This is a genomic window from Defluviimonas aquaemixtae, from assembly GCF_900302475.1.
GTDB classification, from domain to species: domain Bacteria; phylum Pseudomonadota; class Alphaproteobacteria; order Rhodobacterales; family Rhodobacteraceae; genus Albidovulum; species Albidovulum aquaemixtae.
This window is the reverse complement of record NZ_OMOQ01000001.1, coordinates 274277-291473: the sequence shown is the minus strand read 5'-3', so window position 1 is coordinate 291473 and position 17197 is coordinate 274277. Positions and strand designations below refer to the sequence as shown.

The window sequence follows — 17197 nt, the reverse complement described above, 5'->3', positions numbered from 1 at the left end:
TGATTCTTTCGTGTTCGATACTGGGACTTCATTTCCATGGCTTCGCGCATAAAAGGCCACAAGATTGCGGCCATCATCGTGCTTATCGCAGCCGGCCTTTGGGTCGGAACCGGTAAGTTTACCTCGGTCGGCAGCGAAGAGGCGCGTGCAGCCCAGCCTGCCCCTGAAACCGAGCAGGCCGGCGATACTGCCGGCACTGATGAATCGCTGCGCACGGTGGCGGCGATCACCCCGAAGTTCATCGAGCATGCGCGCGAGATTCGAGTCTCCGGCGTTACAGGCGCGGACAAGCACGCCGTACTCGCCGCTCGGGCGGGAGGAGTGATCGCGGCGCTTGACATATCTCAGGGCGACTATGTTGAGGCGGATCAGATCGTGACGTCGGTCGAGGGCGACGATATCACCGCCGCGGTGATGACCGCGCAGGCCACGCTAGCCCAGCGCCAGCAGGAACTCGAAGTTGCCGAGAAGCTCTTCCAGAGTGGCAACACCGCCGAACTGCAACTCATCCGCGTCCGTGCGGACAAGGCTGCTGCCGAGGCGGCGCTTCGCCAGGCCGAAGCGGCGGCAGACCGGCTGAATCTGCGCGCGCCCTTCGCCGGCGTCATCGATACAGTCGATGTCGAGCTTGGCGAGTGGGTTCAGGTCGGCACGCCGATCGCGACTCTTCTCGCGCTCGACCCGATCGTCGTGCGCGCCGAGGTGAGCGAGATCGACATCGGCTTCGTCGCGAAGGGCGACCCGGCATCGGTACGACTCGTCCATGGAACGCACATCGACGGTCACGTCCGCCACGTCGCTCGCGATGCCTCGCCCACCACACGCACCTACCCTGTTGAGATCGCGCTGCCCAACCCCGACCGCACCATACCGTCTGGCATGACCGCAGAGGTCAGCCTTTTCACGAGTCCGGAACGCGCCGTGACGGTGCCCCGCTCGGTCATCACGCTCTCGGTAGAGGGCGAACTGGGGCTGCGCGTTGTGGGCCATGATGACATCGCGAACTTCGCGTCGGTAGAACTCATCGACGACACACCGGAGGGGCTAGTTCTGACTGGCGTGCCGGAGGATGCGCGCATCATCGTGTCCGGCCAGGATCTCGTCCGTGACGGCGAAAAGGTGATTGTGAAGGACGCGCAAGCCAGCGCTCGCGGGAACTGACCCATGGGCCTTGTCGAACGGACGATCCGTAACGCGCGATTGACGATTTCGGTTCTCGTCTTCCTGATGCTGGCCGGCGCGCAGGCATACATAACGATTCCAAAGGAAGCCGAGCCGGACATCCAGATTCCGATCATCTATGTCAGCCTTGGCTATCAGGGCATTTCGCCCGAAGATAGCGAACGGCTCCTCCTGCGCCCAATGGAAACGTCGATGAAAACGATCGCCGGCATCAAGGAGATGACGGCGACCGCGTATCAGGGCGGCGGCAACGTGCTGTTGGAGTTTCAGGCTGGCGCCAACCTCGAAAAGGCGCTCGATGACGTGCGCTCAAAAGTCTCGGAGGCGAAGCGCGACCTGCCGTCGGGCGCCGATGAGCCGAGCGTGCACGAGGTCAACATCTCGGAGTTTCCGGTCCTTGTCGTGACGCTCGCAGGCGACGTTCCCGAACGCGTTCTGTCGCGCCAGGCCCGGGAGTTGCGCGACCGGATCGAAGAGGTCGAAGGCGTTCTGGACGCTGCACTTCAGGGCGTGCGCGACGATCTTGTGGAAATCATCATCGACCCGGCCAAGCTGTCGTCCTACGGGCTGCGCGCCGATCAACTCATCGCGGGTGTCAACGCCAACAACCAATTGATTGCTGCCGGTGCGCTCGAGGGCGATAAGGGGCGCTTCGCAATCAAAGTGCCGTCGCTCATCGAAACAGTCGAGGATGTCGCCAATCTGCCAGTCATCTCGAACGGCACCGCGATCGTGCGGGCACGCGATCTGGCGGCGATCCGGTCGACCCACAAGGACCCCGAATCCATCACCCGGCTCGATGGCAAGCCCGCTATCGCGATCGAGGTGTCCAAGCGCACGGGCGCCAACCTCGTCGAGACGGTGGACCGTGTGAAGGCGGTGACCGAGGAGTTCAAGAAGCTCCTGCCCGAAGGTGCCGTCGTGTCGTTCAGTCAGGACAAGTCGACGACGATCCGCCAGCTGCTTACTGATCTTCAGAACTCCGTCCTGACGGCGGTGATCCTCGTCTTCATCGTCATTCTCTACGCGCTTTCGGGCCGAGCGTCGCTTTTGATCGGGCTCGCCATTCCGGCGTCGTTCCTTATCGGGATTCTCGGGCTTCAGCTTGCGGGGCTCACGGTGAACATCGTCGTCCTGTTCAGCCTGATCCTTGCGGTTGGCATGCTCGTCGACGATGCGATCATCGTGACCGAATATGCCGAACGCCGGATGTCCGAAGGCATGGGAAAGCGCGAGGCATTCGCGCTCGCCTCGCATCGGATGACCGGCCCGGTGATCGCGGCCACCGCGACGCGCGTCGCGGCGTTCTCGCCCCTTTTGTTCTGGCCCGGTATTGTCGGCGAGTTCATGAAATACATGCCGATCACGCTGATCGCGACGCTGTCGGCGTCGCTCGTCTACGCGCTCTATTTCGCGCCCACGATCGGGGCGATCATCGCCAAGCCCGTCGTCGAGAAGGACCGGAGCCGCAACAACCTCTACATGCGCTTCGTCGCACGCGCGATCCGGCATCCCTGGCTCGTGACCCTGACCGCCGTCGCGACGCTCGTAGCCGTGCCCTATGCTTACGGAACTTACGGCAAAGGTGTTGAATTCTTCCCCAATGTCGAGCCGGATTACGGGCTTCTATACGTCCACGCCCGCGGCAACCTGTCGATCGACGAGAAAGACGAGCTCGTCGCCCAGGCCGAGGAGCGGATTCTCGGCTGGCCGGGGATCAAGACAGTCTATACGCGCTCTGGCGCGGGCGGGGGGCCGGGCAACGAGGTCGCCGAGGACGTGGTCGGCGTCATCCAGTACGAATTCATCGACTGGCGCGAACGCAAGAACGCGAACGCCATCCTCGCCGACCTGCGCGACGAGATGCAGGGCATCCCCGGTGTCGAGATCGAAGTCTCGGTGCCGGACGCGGGGCCCCCGACGGGCAAGGCGATCCAGATCCGTCTGTCAGCCGCCGATCCAAGGGGGCTGAAGGAAGCGGCGACCCGAGTCGCGGACGAGTTGGACGAAACACCCGACGTGATCGACGTTGACAACGGCCTGCCGCCGCCCGGCATCGACTGGGAAATCCGGGTCGATCGCGCCGCCGCCGCGCGCTATGGCATCTCGCCGGGCGCGGTGGGATCGGTGGTGCAGCTCGTCACCGACGGGCTCAAGCTCTCGGATTTCCGTCCGGCCGGGTCCGACGACGCTGTGGACATCGTCCTGCGCCTGCCGCCCGACCAGCGCACGATCTCCCATCTCGACCAGCTGCGCGTCGAAACCACCGAGGGGCCCGTTCCAATCGCCAACTTCGTGACCCGCGAACCGGTTCCGACGGTGGGCACGCTGACCCGGATCGACGGGCGCCGGACGGTGACGGTTCAGGCCAACATCCGCGAAGGCATACAGGCCGACCCGATTCGGCAGGCCATCGCCGCGCGGCTCGCCGAATCCGATCTCGAGGCGAACGGCATCCGCTGGCAACTGGCGGGCGAGGACGAGGAACAGGCGGAAGCCAGCGCCTTCTTGGGCAAGGCGTTCCTGGCCGCGCTCGCGCTCATCTTCGCGGTGCTGCTCGCGCAGTTCAACCGCTTCATCTCGGTCGGGTTGATCTTCTCGGCCGTCATCATGTCGACGATCGGCGTCTTCCTCGGTCTCATGATCATGGGTCAGCCCTTCGGCATCGTGATGACCGGGATCGGGATCATTGCGCTCGCAGGCGTTGTCGTGAACAACAACATCGTTCTGATCGACACCTACGACAATCTCCGCCGCGAGGGCATGGAGAAGGTCGAAGCGATTCTCGAGACCTGCCATGAACGCGCCCGGCCCGTGGTGCTGACCGCCGTAACGGCCATTCTCGGCGTCCTGCCCATCGCCTTCGGCTTCAACCTCGAACTTATGAGCCATGAGACCACCTTGGGCGCGCCTTCGACCCAGTGGTGGATCTCGCTCAGTTCCGCCATCGTCTTCGGACTTGCTTTCGCGACTGTCCTCACGCTCGTCGTCACGCCGTCGCTCTTGATGCTGACCTCACGCGGCATGGGTCGGCCGGGCGTCGACAAGTCAAAGAAGCGGCGCTGGTTTGGCTGGCGCGGGAAAAGCACGGCGAGCCCGGCCGAATAGGGCTTGGCCGCTTTGCTGGCATCTCGATTGCGGGCCTGCACGCCAGTGCTACAGGCTGAAGAAAATGAATAGCGCCGCGAGTCCCATCAGCTCAAGAACCGGAAGAACCGACAGGCTGTGCCAGACGCCCCGGAGGACGGCCAGAGCGGTCCGCCAGGCAAAGCGCACGAGCCACGGACCGATCCCCCGAACGGCCGCCCTGGACGAGCGGCGCATCTCGTCAGGCAGGGCTCGCCGCGCGATCGGTACGATGCGCGGAAACAAAGACGCGCTATCGGGTCTACTTTCCACAGAAAGCCTTTTAATTACAGTCTGTTATCAAGCGCGTATTGCGCCAAGTCTCGCGATTCGGAAACCTGTCTTTTCGACACCAACCACTGAAAGCCCGAGAAGAGGGTTGGTCGAAGAAAAGCGCTGCTACGCCAGCTGAGATGGCTCAGTTGCAGGGATAACTCCCAGTACCTTTGGCGCAAAACTTGGCATGCAACCGATCCGGTCTGTCGAATGCGACCCAATGGCCGATCGCCAAGTGCCCAGCCCGGGCGATGCCGGAATGACGCCGCGCCCAATGCTGCATCAACGCAAATCAGGCAGCGCGGCGGCGGCGGGGACGGCGCCGCTTGGCTGTACCAGCTTTCTCGACCTCTGCTACCGCACCCGATTTCCGACCACTGCGCCGCGCGGGCCCTTTGCGTCGCCCGACCTTTTCCAAACTGGCCATTGCGGACATCTTTCCGCTTGCCACTGGAATCTCGACCTTCATCAGCTTCTGGATTTGGCGCAGCAGATCGCCCTCTTCCGGCGCGCAGAACGAGATCGCCTCTCCTTCGCGCCCGGCCCGCGCTGTGCGGCCGATGCGGTGCACGTAGTTGTCAGGCACCTCCGGCAACTCGTAGTTGACGACATAGCCCACATCCGGAATGTCGATGCCCCGCGCCGCAACGTCGGTCGCCACGAGCACTGTCACGGTGCGGTCGCGAAACGCCTTGATCGCCCGGTCGCGCTGGCCCTGGCTTTTATTGCCATGGATCGAGGCGGCATTGTATCCATCGGCGACGAGACCCTTCATCAGTTTCTCAGCGCCATGTTTGGTGCGCGCGAAGACCAGCGTCAGCGCGTCAAGGTCGCGCGACAGAATCTCGCGCAGTTTGGCGGGCTTGCGTGGTTTCTCTAAGAAATGGATGGACTGCGTGATCTTGTCTGCCGCCTTGCCCGGAGGCGCGACCTGCACCCGTCGCGGATCGGTCAGATAGGCGCGGCTCAGCTCCTCCATCTGTTTCGGCATGGTGGCCGAGAACAGCATCGTCTGCCGTGGCGTCCCCAGCCGCGGCGCGATCTTCCTGAGCGCATGGATGAAACCGAGATCCAGCATCTGGTCGGCCTCGTCCAGCACCAGGTGCCGGACCGTGCCGAGGTCAACCGCATCGCGTTCCATCAGGTCGATTAGCCGCCCGGGCGTTGCCACGAGGATGTCCGTGCCGCGCCGAAGCAGCTCGATCTGCCTGCCGATGGATTGCCCGCCAACCACGATAGCAACCCTGATCTTCGTCTTTACGGTGAGGCCGCGCAGGTTCTCGGCGATCTGGTTCGCAAGCTCCCGCGTCGGCGCCAGAACTAGTGCCTTGGCGGTTTTCGGTGCAGGCTTGCCTGGCATCGCGAGCAGGTGGTCGATGAGCGGAAGCCCGAATGCCAGCGTCTTTCCGGTGCCGGTCTGCGCAAGGCCAAGAATGTCGTGACCTTCCAGCGCCAGCGGAATGGCCTGGTTCTGGATCGGAGTCGGTTGGGAAAGACCGGCGTGCGCGAGCGCCTCGGTCAGAGCCGGCGCGAGGCCAAGCATGTCGAAATCGAACAAACGGTATCCTTTCGCCCGCGCATTGGGCCCATTGGCCGCGCGGAATTGATGCATGGCCGCGCGAAGTGCGGCGCACGAGGGTGCTGCAAGGCCTGGTGACTGGCGAGTGGCTCTCGCTCTGCCCGGCTTCGCGTCTAGAACCCTGCGTGATGGGGAACTGGGAGGTTGATTTTCGCTGATGCGCATAAATTTCCGAGCGCGGCTGCCTCACGCGGCAGCGCAGCATTGCATCGGACATGAGGCTTCGGAGCGGCGCTGTCAAGAGTTCCTTGAACAGAAAGCGGGCGCGGACACCTGGCAGTCGACTAACCAATCCGGCCATCGGCCCAAGTCAGCGTCGCTGCAGTGAGGCTTTACCAGCACGGCCTTTCGCGCGCTGCGCAGTATCTGGACCGGCTGTTAGTCCGCTCGCACGACAAAGGTCGGCCGACGCAATCTTCGCTTGAGGCAGACACGGCCCCTGAATTGGCGCGAAAGTCCGGTACCGGTGGAAGCGGGCAGCAGGGTGCCATTCACCGGATAGTACGAACGGCGTTGGTCTGGATGATGAGTACCGACAGATTCCTTTCCATAGAATCCAGCTTGGATGTTCCGGAGGCACTGACGAGGGACCAAAGGCACATCGGTGAAAAAACCCCGGCCACGAATGATCTTGCTACGTCTCCGCCGCGCGCATAGCCTGACAAAAAACTGTTACAAAAAAGATCTGCAATGGGAGGAACTACTGATGAGATACCTGGTCGGAGCGTCGTTGATTGCAATATCGGCGGGAAGTGCAGCGGAAGCCGCGGGCAAGCTCAGCCTGTATTGTTCGGCGCAAGAGGAATGGTGCCAGGTCATGGCGCGCGGCTTCGAGGACGCGACCGGCATTGACGTCGATATGACGCGCAAATCATCGGGCGAGACCTTCGCCCAGGTCAAGGCCGAGGCGTCCAACCCCAAAGGCGACGTCTGGTGGGGCGGCACCGGCGATCCGCACCTTCAGGCCGCCGAAGAAGGGTTGACGGAGCCCTACGTCTCTCCCCTGCGCGAGGAACTGCATGAGTGGGCGATCTCGCAGGCGGAAAGTGCGGGCGACCGCACGATCGGCATCTATTCCGGTGCGCTCGGCTTCGGTTACAACTCAGATCTCCTGGCGGCTGAGGGATTGCCCGAACCGGCCTGTTGGGAGGACCTGACCAAGCCGGAATTCAAGGGCCACGTCCAGATCGCCAACCCTAACTCCTCGGGCACGGCTTACACGACGCTCGCCACGATGATGCAGCTTTTTGGCGAGGATGGCGGCTTCGACTACATGAAGCGGCTACACGCCAACGTGAACCAGTACACGAAATCGGGCTCCGCGCCGATCAAGGCGGCGGGGCGCGGAGAGACGACGGTCGGCATCGTCTTCATGCATGACGCAGTCGCGCAGACTGTGGCGGGATTTCCGGTCGTGACGGTCGCACCTTGCGAGGGCACCGGCTACGAGATCGGCTCGATGTCGATCATCGCGGGCGCGCGCAACCTCGACGAGGCCAAGCAGTTCTACGACTGGGCGCTGACGGCCGAGGCGCAGAACCTCGCGCTTGAGGTCAACGCTTTCCAGGTTCCGTCGAACAAGGGTGCCCAGACCTCGGACAAGGCGCCAGATCTCGCCTCGATCAAGCTCATCGACTACGACTTCAAGAAGTACGGGTCGAGCGACGAGCGCAAGCGGCTTCTGTCCAAGTGGGATAGCGACGTCTCCACCCTGCCGCAGTAAGCGTCTTGCGCGAAGTCACGTCGGAGCGAACCACCCATCCGGTGCTGATCTTCTGGATCGTTGCCGGATGGGCGGGTTTCTGTGTCATCCCTTGGTATGGGGTGGAGGATTTCTGGCGCTTTGAATGGCTTATCGACGGCTGGCCGACGGATCGCGACTATGCGCCCGCCGCCTTGCTTTTGGCGCAAGGAGAGAAGCTGTGGCTCGCGCCGATGCTTCTGGCACTGGCCGCACCGCTGCTGGTCCTGAACCACCGCAAGACCGATCCCTCGTTCGCGCTGGTCTTGCTTGCCGCGGGCGGGTGCGGCTTCGCCTGGCTCACCGCCCAAGGTCTCGGCATCGGCATCCGCGGCTGGACAGCGGACTGGCTTCAGACGCTGTTCGGGCCGCTTGAGAACCGGCAGTTCGGCATGGGCTACGGCGCATTGGTCGTCGCCTCAGCCTTTCTGTTCCTCTTCACGCAAGGCATCGCGGCGCGCGGCGCGATCAACGGCGATGTGTTCGTCACCGGCGCGATCGGTGGCGTGATCGCGGTCGTGACCATCTTCGTCTTTTTCCCCATTGCCAAGATGCTGATCGCGGCCTTCATCACCGAGGAAGGCGGCTATTCCGCGCTGGTCTTCTTGTCGAAGTTCTTCGACAACCGGATCTGGGGCCTCGGCTGCCTGACGGGCGGTCGCTGCGGGGTGGCGTGGAATTCGTTCTTCCTCGCCGTACTCGTCGGGATCATTACCACCGCGCTCGGACTTGTTTTCGCCCTCGTCCTCACCCGCTCAAACTTCCGGCTGAAGCGTAGCCTCAGAGCGCTGACGGTCCTCCCGATCATAACACCACCTTTTGTAATCGGCCTTGCGATCATTCTTCTCTTCGGTCTCTCCGGCGCCGTCACCACCTGGGTCGCCGACGTGATGGACGTGCGCCCGACGCGCTGGATTTATGGGTTGCCCGGAATTCTCATCGCCCAGATTCTCGCATTCACGCCCATCGCCTTCCTCGTACTCATCGGTGTCGTCGAAGGCGTCTCGCCTTCGATGGAGGAAGCCGCGCAGACCTTGCGCGCTAACCGCTGGCAGACCTTCCGCACCGTTTCGTTGCCGTTGATGCGGCCCGGCCTTGCGAACGCGTTCCTGCTGGGGTTCATCGAAAGCATGGCCGATTTCGGCAATCCGCTCGTCCTTGGCGGCAACTATGACGTGCTGTCGACCGAGATCTTCTTCGCCATAGTCGGAGCGCAGTACGATCAGGGCCGCGCAGCAGTGCTGGCGATCGTGCTTCTGGGTTTCACTCTCGCTGCCTTCTACCTCCAACGCGTTTGGCTTGGCCGCAAGAGCTACACGACCGTCACCGGAAAGGGAGACGCGGGCGTACACCCCGAGATGCCAAGGGGCCTCGCCATCCCGGTCTACATCGTCGCCGCGCTCTGGGCGACGTTCACGCTCGTGATCTATGCGATGATCCTTTACGGCTCGGTCGTGCAGCTCTGGGGCGTCGACAACACGCTTACCTTCAAGCACTATATCACCGCGTTTTCGGTCCGGCTCGAAGATGGCGGCATCCGCTGGACCGGCTCGGCCTGGGACAGCTTCTGGACGACAATGCTGATCGCGACTGTCGCGGCGCCCCTCACCGCCGGCGTGGGCCTGATTACCGCCTATTTGCTCACCCGCCAGAACTTTGCGGGCAAACGCAGCTTCGAATTCGGCACAATGCTGAGCTTCGCAATTCCCGGCACCGTGATCGGCGTGAGCTACATCCTCGCCTTCAACGTGCCCCCGATCGAGATCACGGGAACCGGCCTCATCCTCGTCATCAGCTTCATCTTCCGCAACATGCCCGTCGGCGTCCGCGCCGGCATCGCCTCGATGAGCCAACTCGACCGCTCGCTCGACGAAAGCTCGCTGACCCTCGGCGCGAATAGCTGGCAGACCTTCCGCCGGGTGATCCTGCCGCTTCTGCGCCCCGCGATCCTCGCCGCCCTCGTCTACAGCTTCGTCCGTGCCATGACTGCGATTTCGGCGGTGATCTTCCTCGTCTCCGCCCGTTACGACATGGCGACGAGCTATATCATCGGCCGGGTGGAGAACAACGATTACGGCCTAGCCATCGCCTATTCGACGACGCTGATATTCGTGATGCTGGCGGCGGTCGGCCTCTTGCAACTTCTGGTGGGCCGAACGCAGATCGGGCGCCGGCTCGCCCATGATGAGGGAGGTGTCTGATGGCCGGATTAGGTTCCAAGGCGGCCTCGGTAGCATTCGATAGTGTCACGAAGGTCTATGGCCGCGACGTGCTCGCAGTGGACCGGGTCAACCTGAACATCGCGCCTGGCAAGCTCGTGACGCTGCTCGGCCCCTCTGGCTGTGGCAAGACGACCACGCTTCGCATGATCGCGGGGCTCGAGATGGCAACGAAGGGCCGCATCCTCATCGGTGACAAGGATGTGACGAAGCTTCCCGCGACCGATCGCGACGTATCCATGGTCTTCCAGTCCTACGCGCTCTTTCCGCACATGACGGTGATCGAGAATGTAAGCTACGGCCTCAGGTTTTCGGGCTACTCGAAATCCGAGACCTTGGAGCGCGCCAATGCCGGCCTCTCGCTTGTCGGTCTCGACCGATACGGTGCCCGCCTGCCCTCCGAGCTTTCGGGCGGCCAGCAGCAGCGCGTCGCCGTTGCCCGCGCGCTGGTGCTGGAGCCTCAGGTGCTTCTATTCGACGAGCCCTTGTCGAATCTTGATGCGAAGCTGCGCCGCCAGGTGCGCGAGGAGATCCGCGAGATCCAGCAGAAGCTTGGCCTGACCGTTGTCTACGTGACGCACGACCAGGAGGAGGCGCTCGCAGTTTCCGACGAGATTGTCGTGATGAAGAACGCGACCATCGCCCAGATCGGCACGCCGCGCGCGCTCTACGACGCGCCGGCCGACACATTCGTCGCCGACTTCATCGGCGAGGCAAACCTCATTGGCTGCGAGATCACCGCAACCGACGGCGACATGGCCGAGATCGCAGTTGGCAGCGCCCGCCACAGCCTGCCCTCGCGCGGTCTGAAACCCGGCAAGGCGACGCTCGCTATCCGCCCGTCTCGTGTCCGTGTCGTCGAGGGCAAAGGCCTGCCTGCGACGGTCGAGAAGGTCACCTACGTCGGTGCGCGGATGGAATACACCTTCGCCGGCGATTTCGGTCGTGTCTTCGCAGTCAGCGACAATGTCGATGATCCCTACCGCATGGGAGATGCGGTCAATATCGGCCTCGCCGCCTCAGGTCCCGTCCTGGTGCCAGATGCCTGAGGCCTGCCGCCTCCCGCTAGCCGGAGCCGAACGCCCGCTCCGCGATCGCGAGAAGGCCGTCAAAAACCTCCGGCGCCCCGACGATTACGCGACCACCCTGTGCCACCATCGTGGCCGCGTTCTGATCCTCGACCACACCGCCCGCCTCGGCAACCAGAAGCTGCCCGGCGAGACAGTCCCATGCGTTCATGTGTTCCTCGACATAGCCAAGGAGTTTGCCGCTCGCGACATAGGCCAGCGACAGCGCACCGGAAGCGTTGCGGTAGAACACGCCGCCCGCGTCAATGATTTCAGGCACAAGCCGTTTGATGCCGCTCGCGCGCGTGCGGCCGGAAAATCCAACGCCGACAGATCCGGTATGGATGTCGCGGCCCTTCAGGACGCCGATCTGGCGGTCGTTGCAGAAGGCTCCCTGCCCGCGCCGGCAATGGAACATCTCGTCGTGATTTGGGTCGTGGATCACTCCGACTTCGGTCCGCGTCCCCGCGACGCCCGCCAGCACTACCGTCCAGCCGGGAATGCCATGGATGAAATTCGTCGTCCCGTCAATCGGGTCGATCACCCAAGTGAAGCCGCTCGTCCCCGCCTTCGGAGCGTCCTCCTCGCCGACGATAGCGTCATCGGGAAAGGCCGCGACCAGAGCCTCGCGGACGAAGGCCTCGACATTCCTGTCGGCCTCCGAGACAAAGTCCTGATGACTCTTCACCTCGACATTCAGCCCGTCGAAGCGGCGGAAATATTCGAGCGCAAGGCCCCCGGCCCCTTGCGCAATGCGCCGCGCTTCGGCGTATCGTCTGTCAATGTCCCCGGCGTTCATTCCACCCCCAGCGCGTCGATCCGTTTCGCGGCGACGCTAACAGCATGATTGGGCGACCGCGAGAGACGATCTTCGACCCGCACTGCTTCCGTGCGGCGATCTTCGATCTCGACGGCACGCTCGTCCACAGCGAACATGTCTGGGAAAAGGCCAAGATCGAGGTGACCGCGCGCTACGGCAAGAAGCCCTCGCGCGCGCTTCTCGACGCCTATGTCGGACGGGGGCTCAAGGACTTCCTCGACGAACTCTTCGGCATGCCGCTCACACCCGAGATGCGCCGCGCCATCGGCGACCAGATCGGGGCGGAAGCGGATCTGTGGCTCGACCGCCTGCGCGAACCCATACCCGACGCGCGGGACTGGTTGATAGGGCTGGCGGAGGCGGGGCTAAGGATCGCCGTATGCTCCTCCTCGCCGCGCCGGCATATCGAGGGGGCGATCGAGATGCTCGACCTCCGGCATGTTGTGGAGCTGTCGGTCTCCGGCGCAGAACTGCCCGTAGGCAAGCCCGACCCCCTGCCCTACACGACCACCCTCGGCGCGCTCGGCCTGACTGCGCCCGACGCATTCGCCGTCGAGGATTCGCTGCCTGGCGCCCGCGCCGCCAATGCCGCCGGGCTGCTGACCGTCGCCGTTGGTCCCGGATGCACTGGCCCGGCCTTCAAGTTCTGCCATCTCCGGGCCGAGCGCTTCGCGGATCTGGCCCATGCCCCTCCCACGGCGACGGGAGCACGCTGACCGCAATGCCGGCTTTCCGGCACCCGATAACAAAGACTAACCAACGAGGAGGAGACCATGACCCTTTTAAATCCATTGGGGGGGAATGCGTGGAGGACGTTACCCAGCCCCTGAAAGAAACATTCAAGTCAAATGACTTAGTGGGATGAACTGCCTTCCCGCGAAGACCGCGACGCCAAAGCCAGCTGTTGAAAAAATGTTGGCCCCGAGATTGGACGGCCAAGTTTCACGCTATTTTCAGCTAATTGGGCGGATATCATGGTGGAGCAGAGGGGAATCGAACCCCTGACCTCGTCATTGCGAACGACGCGCTCTCCCAACTGAGCTACTGCCCCGCTCCGGGCGCTCATGTGGACTACGGCCCGGACAATGTCAAGAGCGTGCGCGGCGCCGCATCGGAACCGCACCCGGACGCTCGGTTGACTCGTCGCCGAAGACCGTATTCTGCCGAGCGGGCGTGTCGTAGTCGAAGCCGAACAGTTCGATATCGCGCTGATACCAGTCCGCAACGATCTGAATCGTGCGCGCATTGTATACCGTGCGATATTCCAACGTTGTCCGAGCAGTTCTGTTGCGTTGGCGTGGCGGGGCCTTCAAGGCGAAATAGCGGGTCGCGTCGTCGCGCAGATGTTCAAAGCGCAAGATGTCGGCGCGGACGGCCCCCCGTTCATTCGTTACATAGTCCGCCTGCAGATACCAACCCCTGATCGCGCGGTGCCAGAAATAGGGCTCCTGCCCATAGTCATGCCGCTGTTCGAGGAAGTCCTCGAACCGTTCGGGCGCATCAGCTGGGTCCATCTTGCCCTGCTCGGCCACAAGCCGCGCGAACTGCCAGCGTGACACGGTGCGCGCCCAGGGGTTCCTGACGATGGCCACACAGGCAAGCCTTTCGGTCACCTTGGGGTGAAGATCGCGCCAGCGGGCGTGCTGCAACCCGTGATGCTCGCCGCGTGCCTGCATCAAGTCGCGAACCGCCCGCACCTGCGCGCGGCTCCGGTAGAAGTATGGATCGGCGGAAACGATGCGGCTCGACAGTTCGGGCGCCTTTCGGATCGAGACGCCGGCGTTTTTCGGAATATGGATAAAAAGCCAGCGCGCACTGCCCAGGTGCCAGTTCATGATGGCACGCATTTCCCGCAGCGTCGTCATGTTGACTCCCTCACCGCTCTTCCGAGCCGCCCGCGCGCCGCTCTGGCGCTTGCTGTTCTGGACGGTGCGCGGACACCTCCGCGCGACTCATTCCGCCGCGTCGGCGTAACTCTCGACCGGTGGGCAGATGCAGACGAGATGTCTGTCGCCATAGACATTGTCCACCCGGCCGACCGGTGGCCAGTACTTATCCACCCGGAACGCGCCTGGTGGGAAGCAGCCCTCCTCGCGCGTATAGGGTCGGTCCCACTCCCCGATCAATGCGTTGACCGTATGGGGCGAGTGTTTCAGCGGGTTGTTCTCTGGATCTATCTCGCCCCGCTCGATTGCCGCAATCTCTTCGCGGATCGACAGCATCGCGGTGACAAAGCGGTCGAGCTCAGCCTTGGTCTCCGATTCGGTTGGCTCCACCATTAGCGTTCCGGCCACAGGCCAGCTCATCGTGGGCGCGTGGAAGCCGTTGTCGATCAGCCGCTTGGCGATGTCGTCGACAGTTATGCCCGCGCTCTCGGCGAAGGGTCGGGTGTCGAGGATGCATTCATGCGCCACACGCCCGTTCCGGCCATTGAACAGAATACCGTAGGCGCCTTCAAGGCGCTTCGCGATGTAGTTGGCGTTGAGGATCGCGACCTTCGTCGCCTGCGTCAGTCCCGGCCCGCCCATCATCAGGATGTAGGCCCAGGAGATCGGTAGGATCGACGCCGATCCCCACGGCGCGGACGACACCGGCCCCTCTTCTCCGCCGGTCTCGGGATGGCCGGGCAGATGCGGCGCGAGATGCGCCTTCACGCCGATCGGTCCCATGCCCGGCCCACCTCCGCCATGCGGGATGCAGAAGGTCTTGTGCAGGTTCAGGTGGCTCACGTCGCCGCCGAGATCGCCCGGCCGCACGAGGCCAACCATCGCGTTCATGTTGGCGCCGTCGATATAGACCTGCCCGCCATGGTCATGGGTGATCTTGCAGACCTCGCGCACCGTCTCCTCGAAGACGCCGTGGGTCGAGGGATAGGTGATCATGCAGGCGGCGAGCGCGTCGCCCGCAGCTTCCGCCTTGGCGCGAAAATCGTCGAGGTCGATATCGCCGTTCTCCGCCGATTTCACAACGACGACTTTCAGCCCCACCATCTGCGCCGAGGCCGGGTTGGTGCCATGCGCCGAGACCGGGATGAGGCAGACGTCGCGCTCTCCCTGCCCCATGGCCCGGTGATAGGCCTGAATGGTCAGAAGGCCGGCATATTCGCCCTGCGCGCCGGAATTCGGCTGCAGGCTCATCGCATCATAGCCGGTGATGGTGCAGAGCTTTTCGCTCAGATCCTTGAACATCTCGGCATAGCCTTCGGTCTGGTCGGCCGGCGCGAAGGGATGGAGGTTGGCGAATTCGGGCCAGGTGATCGGCATCATCTCGGCTGCGGCGTTCAGCTTCATCGTGCACGAGCCCAACGGGATCATGGCGCGGTCCAAAGCGAGGTCGCGGTCGGCGAGACGGCGCATGTAGCGCATCATCTCGGTCTCAGCCCGGTTCAGGTGGAAGATTGAGTGGGTGAGATAGTCTGAGCTACGCACCAGCGCATCGGGGACATTGAAATGGTGCTTGAGATCGTCATCCTTCTGGTCGATCCCGAAAGCGCGCCAGAGCCGTTCGATGGTCAGCCGCCGGGTGGTCTCGTCAATCGAGATGCCGACCCTGGTCTTGCCGATCTTGCGCAGGTTGATGCGTTCGTCCTGCGCCGCCTTCAGGATCGCACCCTGCATCGGGCCGACATCGACGGTGATGGTGTCGAAGAAATTCTCGGGCTCGACCTTGTAGCCTGCGGCCTCCAGCCCCCGCGCGACCCGCACGGTTTTGCGGTGGATGCGCTGGCCGATGGCGCGCAGCCCCTCCGGCCCGTGATACACAGCATAGAATGAGGCCATGTTGGCCAGAAGCGCCTGCGCAGTGCAGACGTTCGACGTCGCCTTTTCGCGGCGGATATGCTGTTCGCGGGTCTGCAGGCTCAGGCGATACGCCTGCCCGCCCTGTGCGTCGATCGACACGCCGACGATCCGGCCCGGCATGTTGCGCTTATGCGCGTCCTTGCAGGCCATGTAGGCGGCCGACGGCCCGCCAAAGCCCATCGGCACCCCGAAACGCTGGGTGGAGCCGACCGCGATATCGGCCCCCATCGCGCCCGGCTCCTTCAACAAGGTCAGAGCCATGATGTCAGCAATCATGATGCCAACGGCATCGGCTTCGTGCAGCTTCGCGATATGCGGCGTGAAATCGATCAGATGGCCGTAGGTGCCGGGATACTGGAAGATCGCGCCGAAGACATTGTCGGCCTCGAGCTTATCCGGATCGCCGATGATGATCTCGATCCCCAGAGGAGCGGCGCGTGTCTTCATCACCTCGATATTCTGCGGATGGCAGTTTTCGTCGATGAAGAAGGCTTTGGCTTTCGACTTGGCCACGCGCTGCGCCATGGTCATGGCCTCGGCGGCCGCCGTCGCCTCGTCGAGTAGCGACGCGTTGGCGATCTCGAGCCCCGTGAGGTCGCAAACCATTGTCTGGTAGTTCAAGAGCGCTTCTAGTCGGCCTTGACTGATTTCCGGCTGATAAGGCGTGTAGGCGGTGTACCACGCCGGATTCTCAAGGATATTGCGCTGTATCGCGGGCGGGCAGACCGTGCCGTAGAAGCCCTGCCCGATCATCGAAGTGAAGACCTTGTTCTGCTTGGCGACCTGGCGCATGAACCACAGAAGCTCGCGCTCTGACTTGGCCTTGCCGAAGTCCAGCGGCTTGTCCTGCCTCAGTGATTTAGGCACGGTCTGGTCGATCAACTCGTCGAGGTCCTTCACCCCCAGCACCTTGAACATCTCCTCCATCTCTACCGGAGACGGGCCGATGTGGCGGCGGTTGGCGAAGTCGTAGGGCAGGTAACCAGTGGGGGTGAAGGGCATCTTTCGCGTCCTTATCCGATCATTTCCTTGTAGGCCGCCTCGTCCATCAGCCCGTCGAGCGCGGACATATCGGCCAACTTCATCTTGAAGAACCACGCCTTGCCGGTCGGATCCTCGTTGACCATTCCGGGATTGTCGACGATGTCCTGATTCACCTCGACGATCTCGCCGTCCAGCGGCGCAAGGATGTCCGAGGCGGCCTTGACGCTCTCGATCACCACAATTTCCTCACCCTTGGAAACGCCCCTGCCGGCATCGGGCAGTTCGACGAAGACAACGTCGCCAAGCTGCTCGGAGGCGTGCTCGGTGATCCCCACCACGACGTGATCGCCTTCGACGCGGAGCCATTCATGGTCTTCAGTGTATTTCATCGGTCTCTTCCCTG

11 protein-coding genes and 1 tRNA gene are annotated in these 17197 nt (G+C 63.1%); 6 read left to right on the top strand and 6 right to left on the bottom strand.

What is annotated here, in order from left to right:
• Positions 1 to 36: 36 nt before the first annotated feature.
• Both DEA8626_RS01560 and DEA8626_RS01555 read left to right on the top strand, forming a co-directional pair.
• Complete coding sequence (locus tag DEA8626_RS01560; protein WP_108851306.1) at positions 37 to 1161, top strand: efflux RND transporter periplasmic adaptor subunit; 1125 nt, start codon at positions 37 to 39, stop codon at positions 1159 to 1161.
• Between the two features lie 3 nt (positions 1162 to 1164).
• Entirely contained in the window at positions 1165 to 4290 is a 3126-nt protein-coding gene (locus DEA8626_RS01555) for an efflux RND transporter permease subunit (protein ID WP_108851305.1), read from the top strand.
• 586 nt (positions 4291 to 4876) lie between these two features.
• Here DEA8626_RS01555 and DEA8626_RS01545 read toward each other — a convergent pair.
• A complete protein-coding gene (locus DEA8626_RS01545; RefSeq protein WP_108851303.1) occupies positions 4877 to 6142 on the bottom strand; it encodes a DEAD/DEAH box helicase in 1266 nt (421 codons plus the stop codon).
• A gap of 727 nt (positions 6143 to 6869) precedes the next feature.
• On the opposite strand from DEA8626_RS01545, the gene DEA8626_RS01540 reads away from it, so the two are divergent.
• From DEA8626_RS01540 to DEA8626_RS01530, 3 genes are read left to right on the top strand one after another with little or no spacing between them, the layout of a single operon-like run.
• Positions 6870 to 7886 carry an ABC transporter substrate-binding protein gene (locus DEA8626_RS01540; protein WP_108851302.1) on the top strand — a complete coding sequence of 339 codons (1017 nt, stop codon included), beginning with the start codon at positions 6870 to 6872 and terminating at the stop codon, positions 7884 to 7886.
• 5 nt (positions 7887 to 7891) lie between these two features.
• Positions 7892 to 10105: an ABC transporter permease gene (locus tag DEA8626_RS01535; RefSeq protein WP_108851301.1), complete on the top strand. Its 2214-nt coding sequence runs from the start codon at positions 7892 to 7894 to the stop codon at positions 10103 to 10105.
• A complete protein-coding gene (locus tag DEA8626_RS01530; RefSeq protein ID WP_108851300.1) occupies positions 10105 to 11172 on the top strand; it encodes an ABC transporter ATP-binding protein in 1068 nt (355 codons plus the stop codon). The genes DEA8626_RS01535 and DEA8626_RS01530 overlap by 1 nt, the downstream gene beginning before the upstream one ends.
• A gap of 16 nt (positions 11173 to 11188) precedes the next feature.
• Here DEA8626_RS01530 and DEA8626_RS01525 read toward each other — a convergent pair whose 3' ends face one another.
• Complete coding sequence (locus tag DEA8626_RS01525; RefSeq protein WP_108851299.1) at positions 11189 to 11989, bottom strand: inositol monophosphatase family protein; 801 nt, start codon at positions 11987 to 11989, stop codon at positions 11189 to 11191.
• A 44-nt stretch (positions 11990 to 12033) separates the two neighbouring features.
• On the opposite strand from DEA8626_RS01525, the gene DEA8626_RS01520 reads away from it, so the two are divergent.
• Positions 12034 to 12726, top strand: coding sequence for an HAD family hydrolase (locus DEA8626_RS01520; protein WP_108851298.1), 693 nt, complete (start codon positions 12034 to 12036; stop codon positions 12724 to 12726).
• Between the two features lie 259 nt (positions 12727 to 12985).
• On the opposite strand, the gene DEA8626_RS01515 is transcribed toward DEA8626_RS01520, so the two are convergent.
• The 4 genes from DEA8626_RS01515 to gcvH all read right to left on the bottom strand — a co-directional run bounded on the left by DEA8626_RS01515 (position 12986) and on the right by gcvH (position 17183).
• Positions 12986 to 13061 (bottom strand) — tRNA-Ala (locus tag DEA8626_RS01515).
• A 37-nt stretch (positions 13062 to 13098) separates the two neighbouring features.
• Positions 13099 to 13875: a sulfotransferase family 2 domain-containing protein gene (locus DEA8626_RS01510; RefSeq protein WP_108851297.1), complete on the bottom strand. Its 777-nt coding sequence runs from the start codon at positions 13873 to 13875 to the stop codon at positions 13099 to 13101.
• Positions 13876 to 13962: 87 nt separating this feature from the next.
• The gene (gene gcvP, locus DEA8626_RS01505) at positions 13963 to 16812 is read right to left on the bottom strand and encodes an aminomethyl-transferring glycine dehydrogenase (protein ID WP_108851296.1); all 2850 of its coding nucleotides are present in this window, start codon (positions 16810 to 16812) and stop codon (positions 13963 to 13965) included.
• Between the two features lie 11 nt (positions 16813 to 16823).
• Positions 16824 to 17183: a glycine cleavage system protein GcvH gene (gene gcvH, locus DEA8626_RS01500; RefSeq protein ID WP_108851295.1), complete on the bottom strand. Its 360-nt coding sequence runs from the start codon at positions 17181 to 17183 to the stop codon at positions 16824 to 16826.
• Positions 17184 to 17197: the final 14 nt, after the last annotated feature.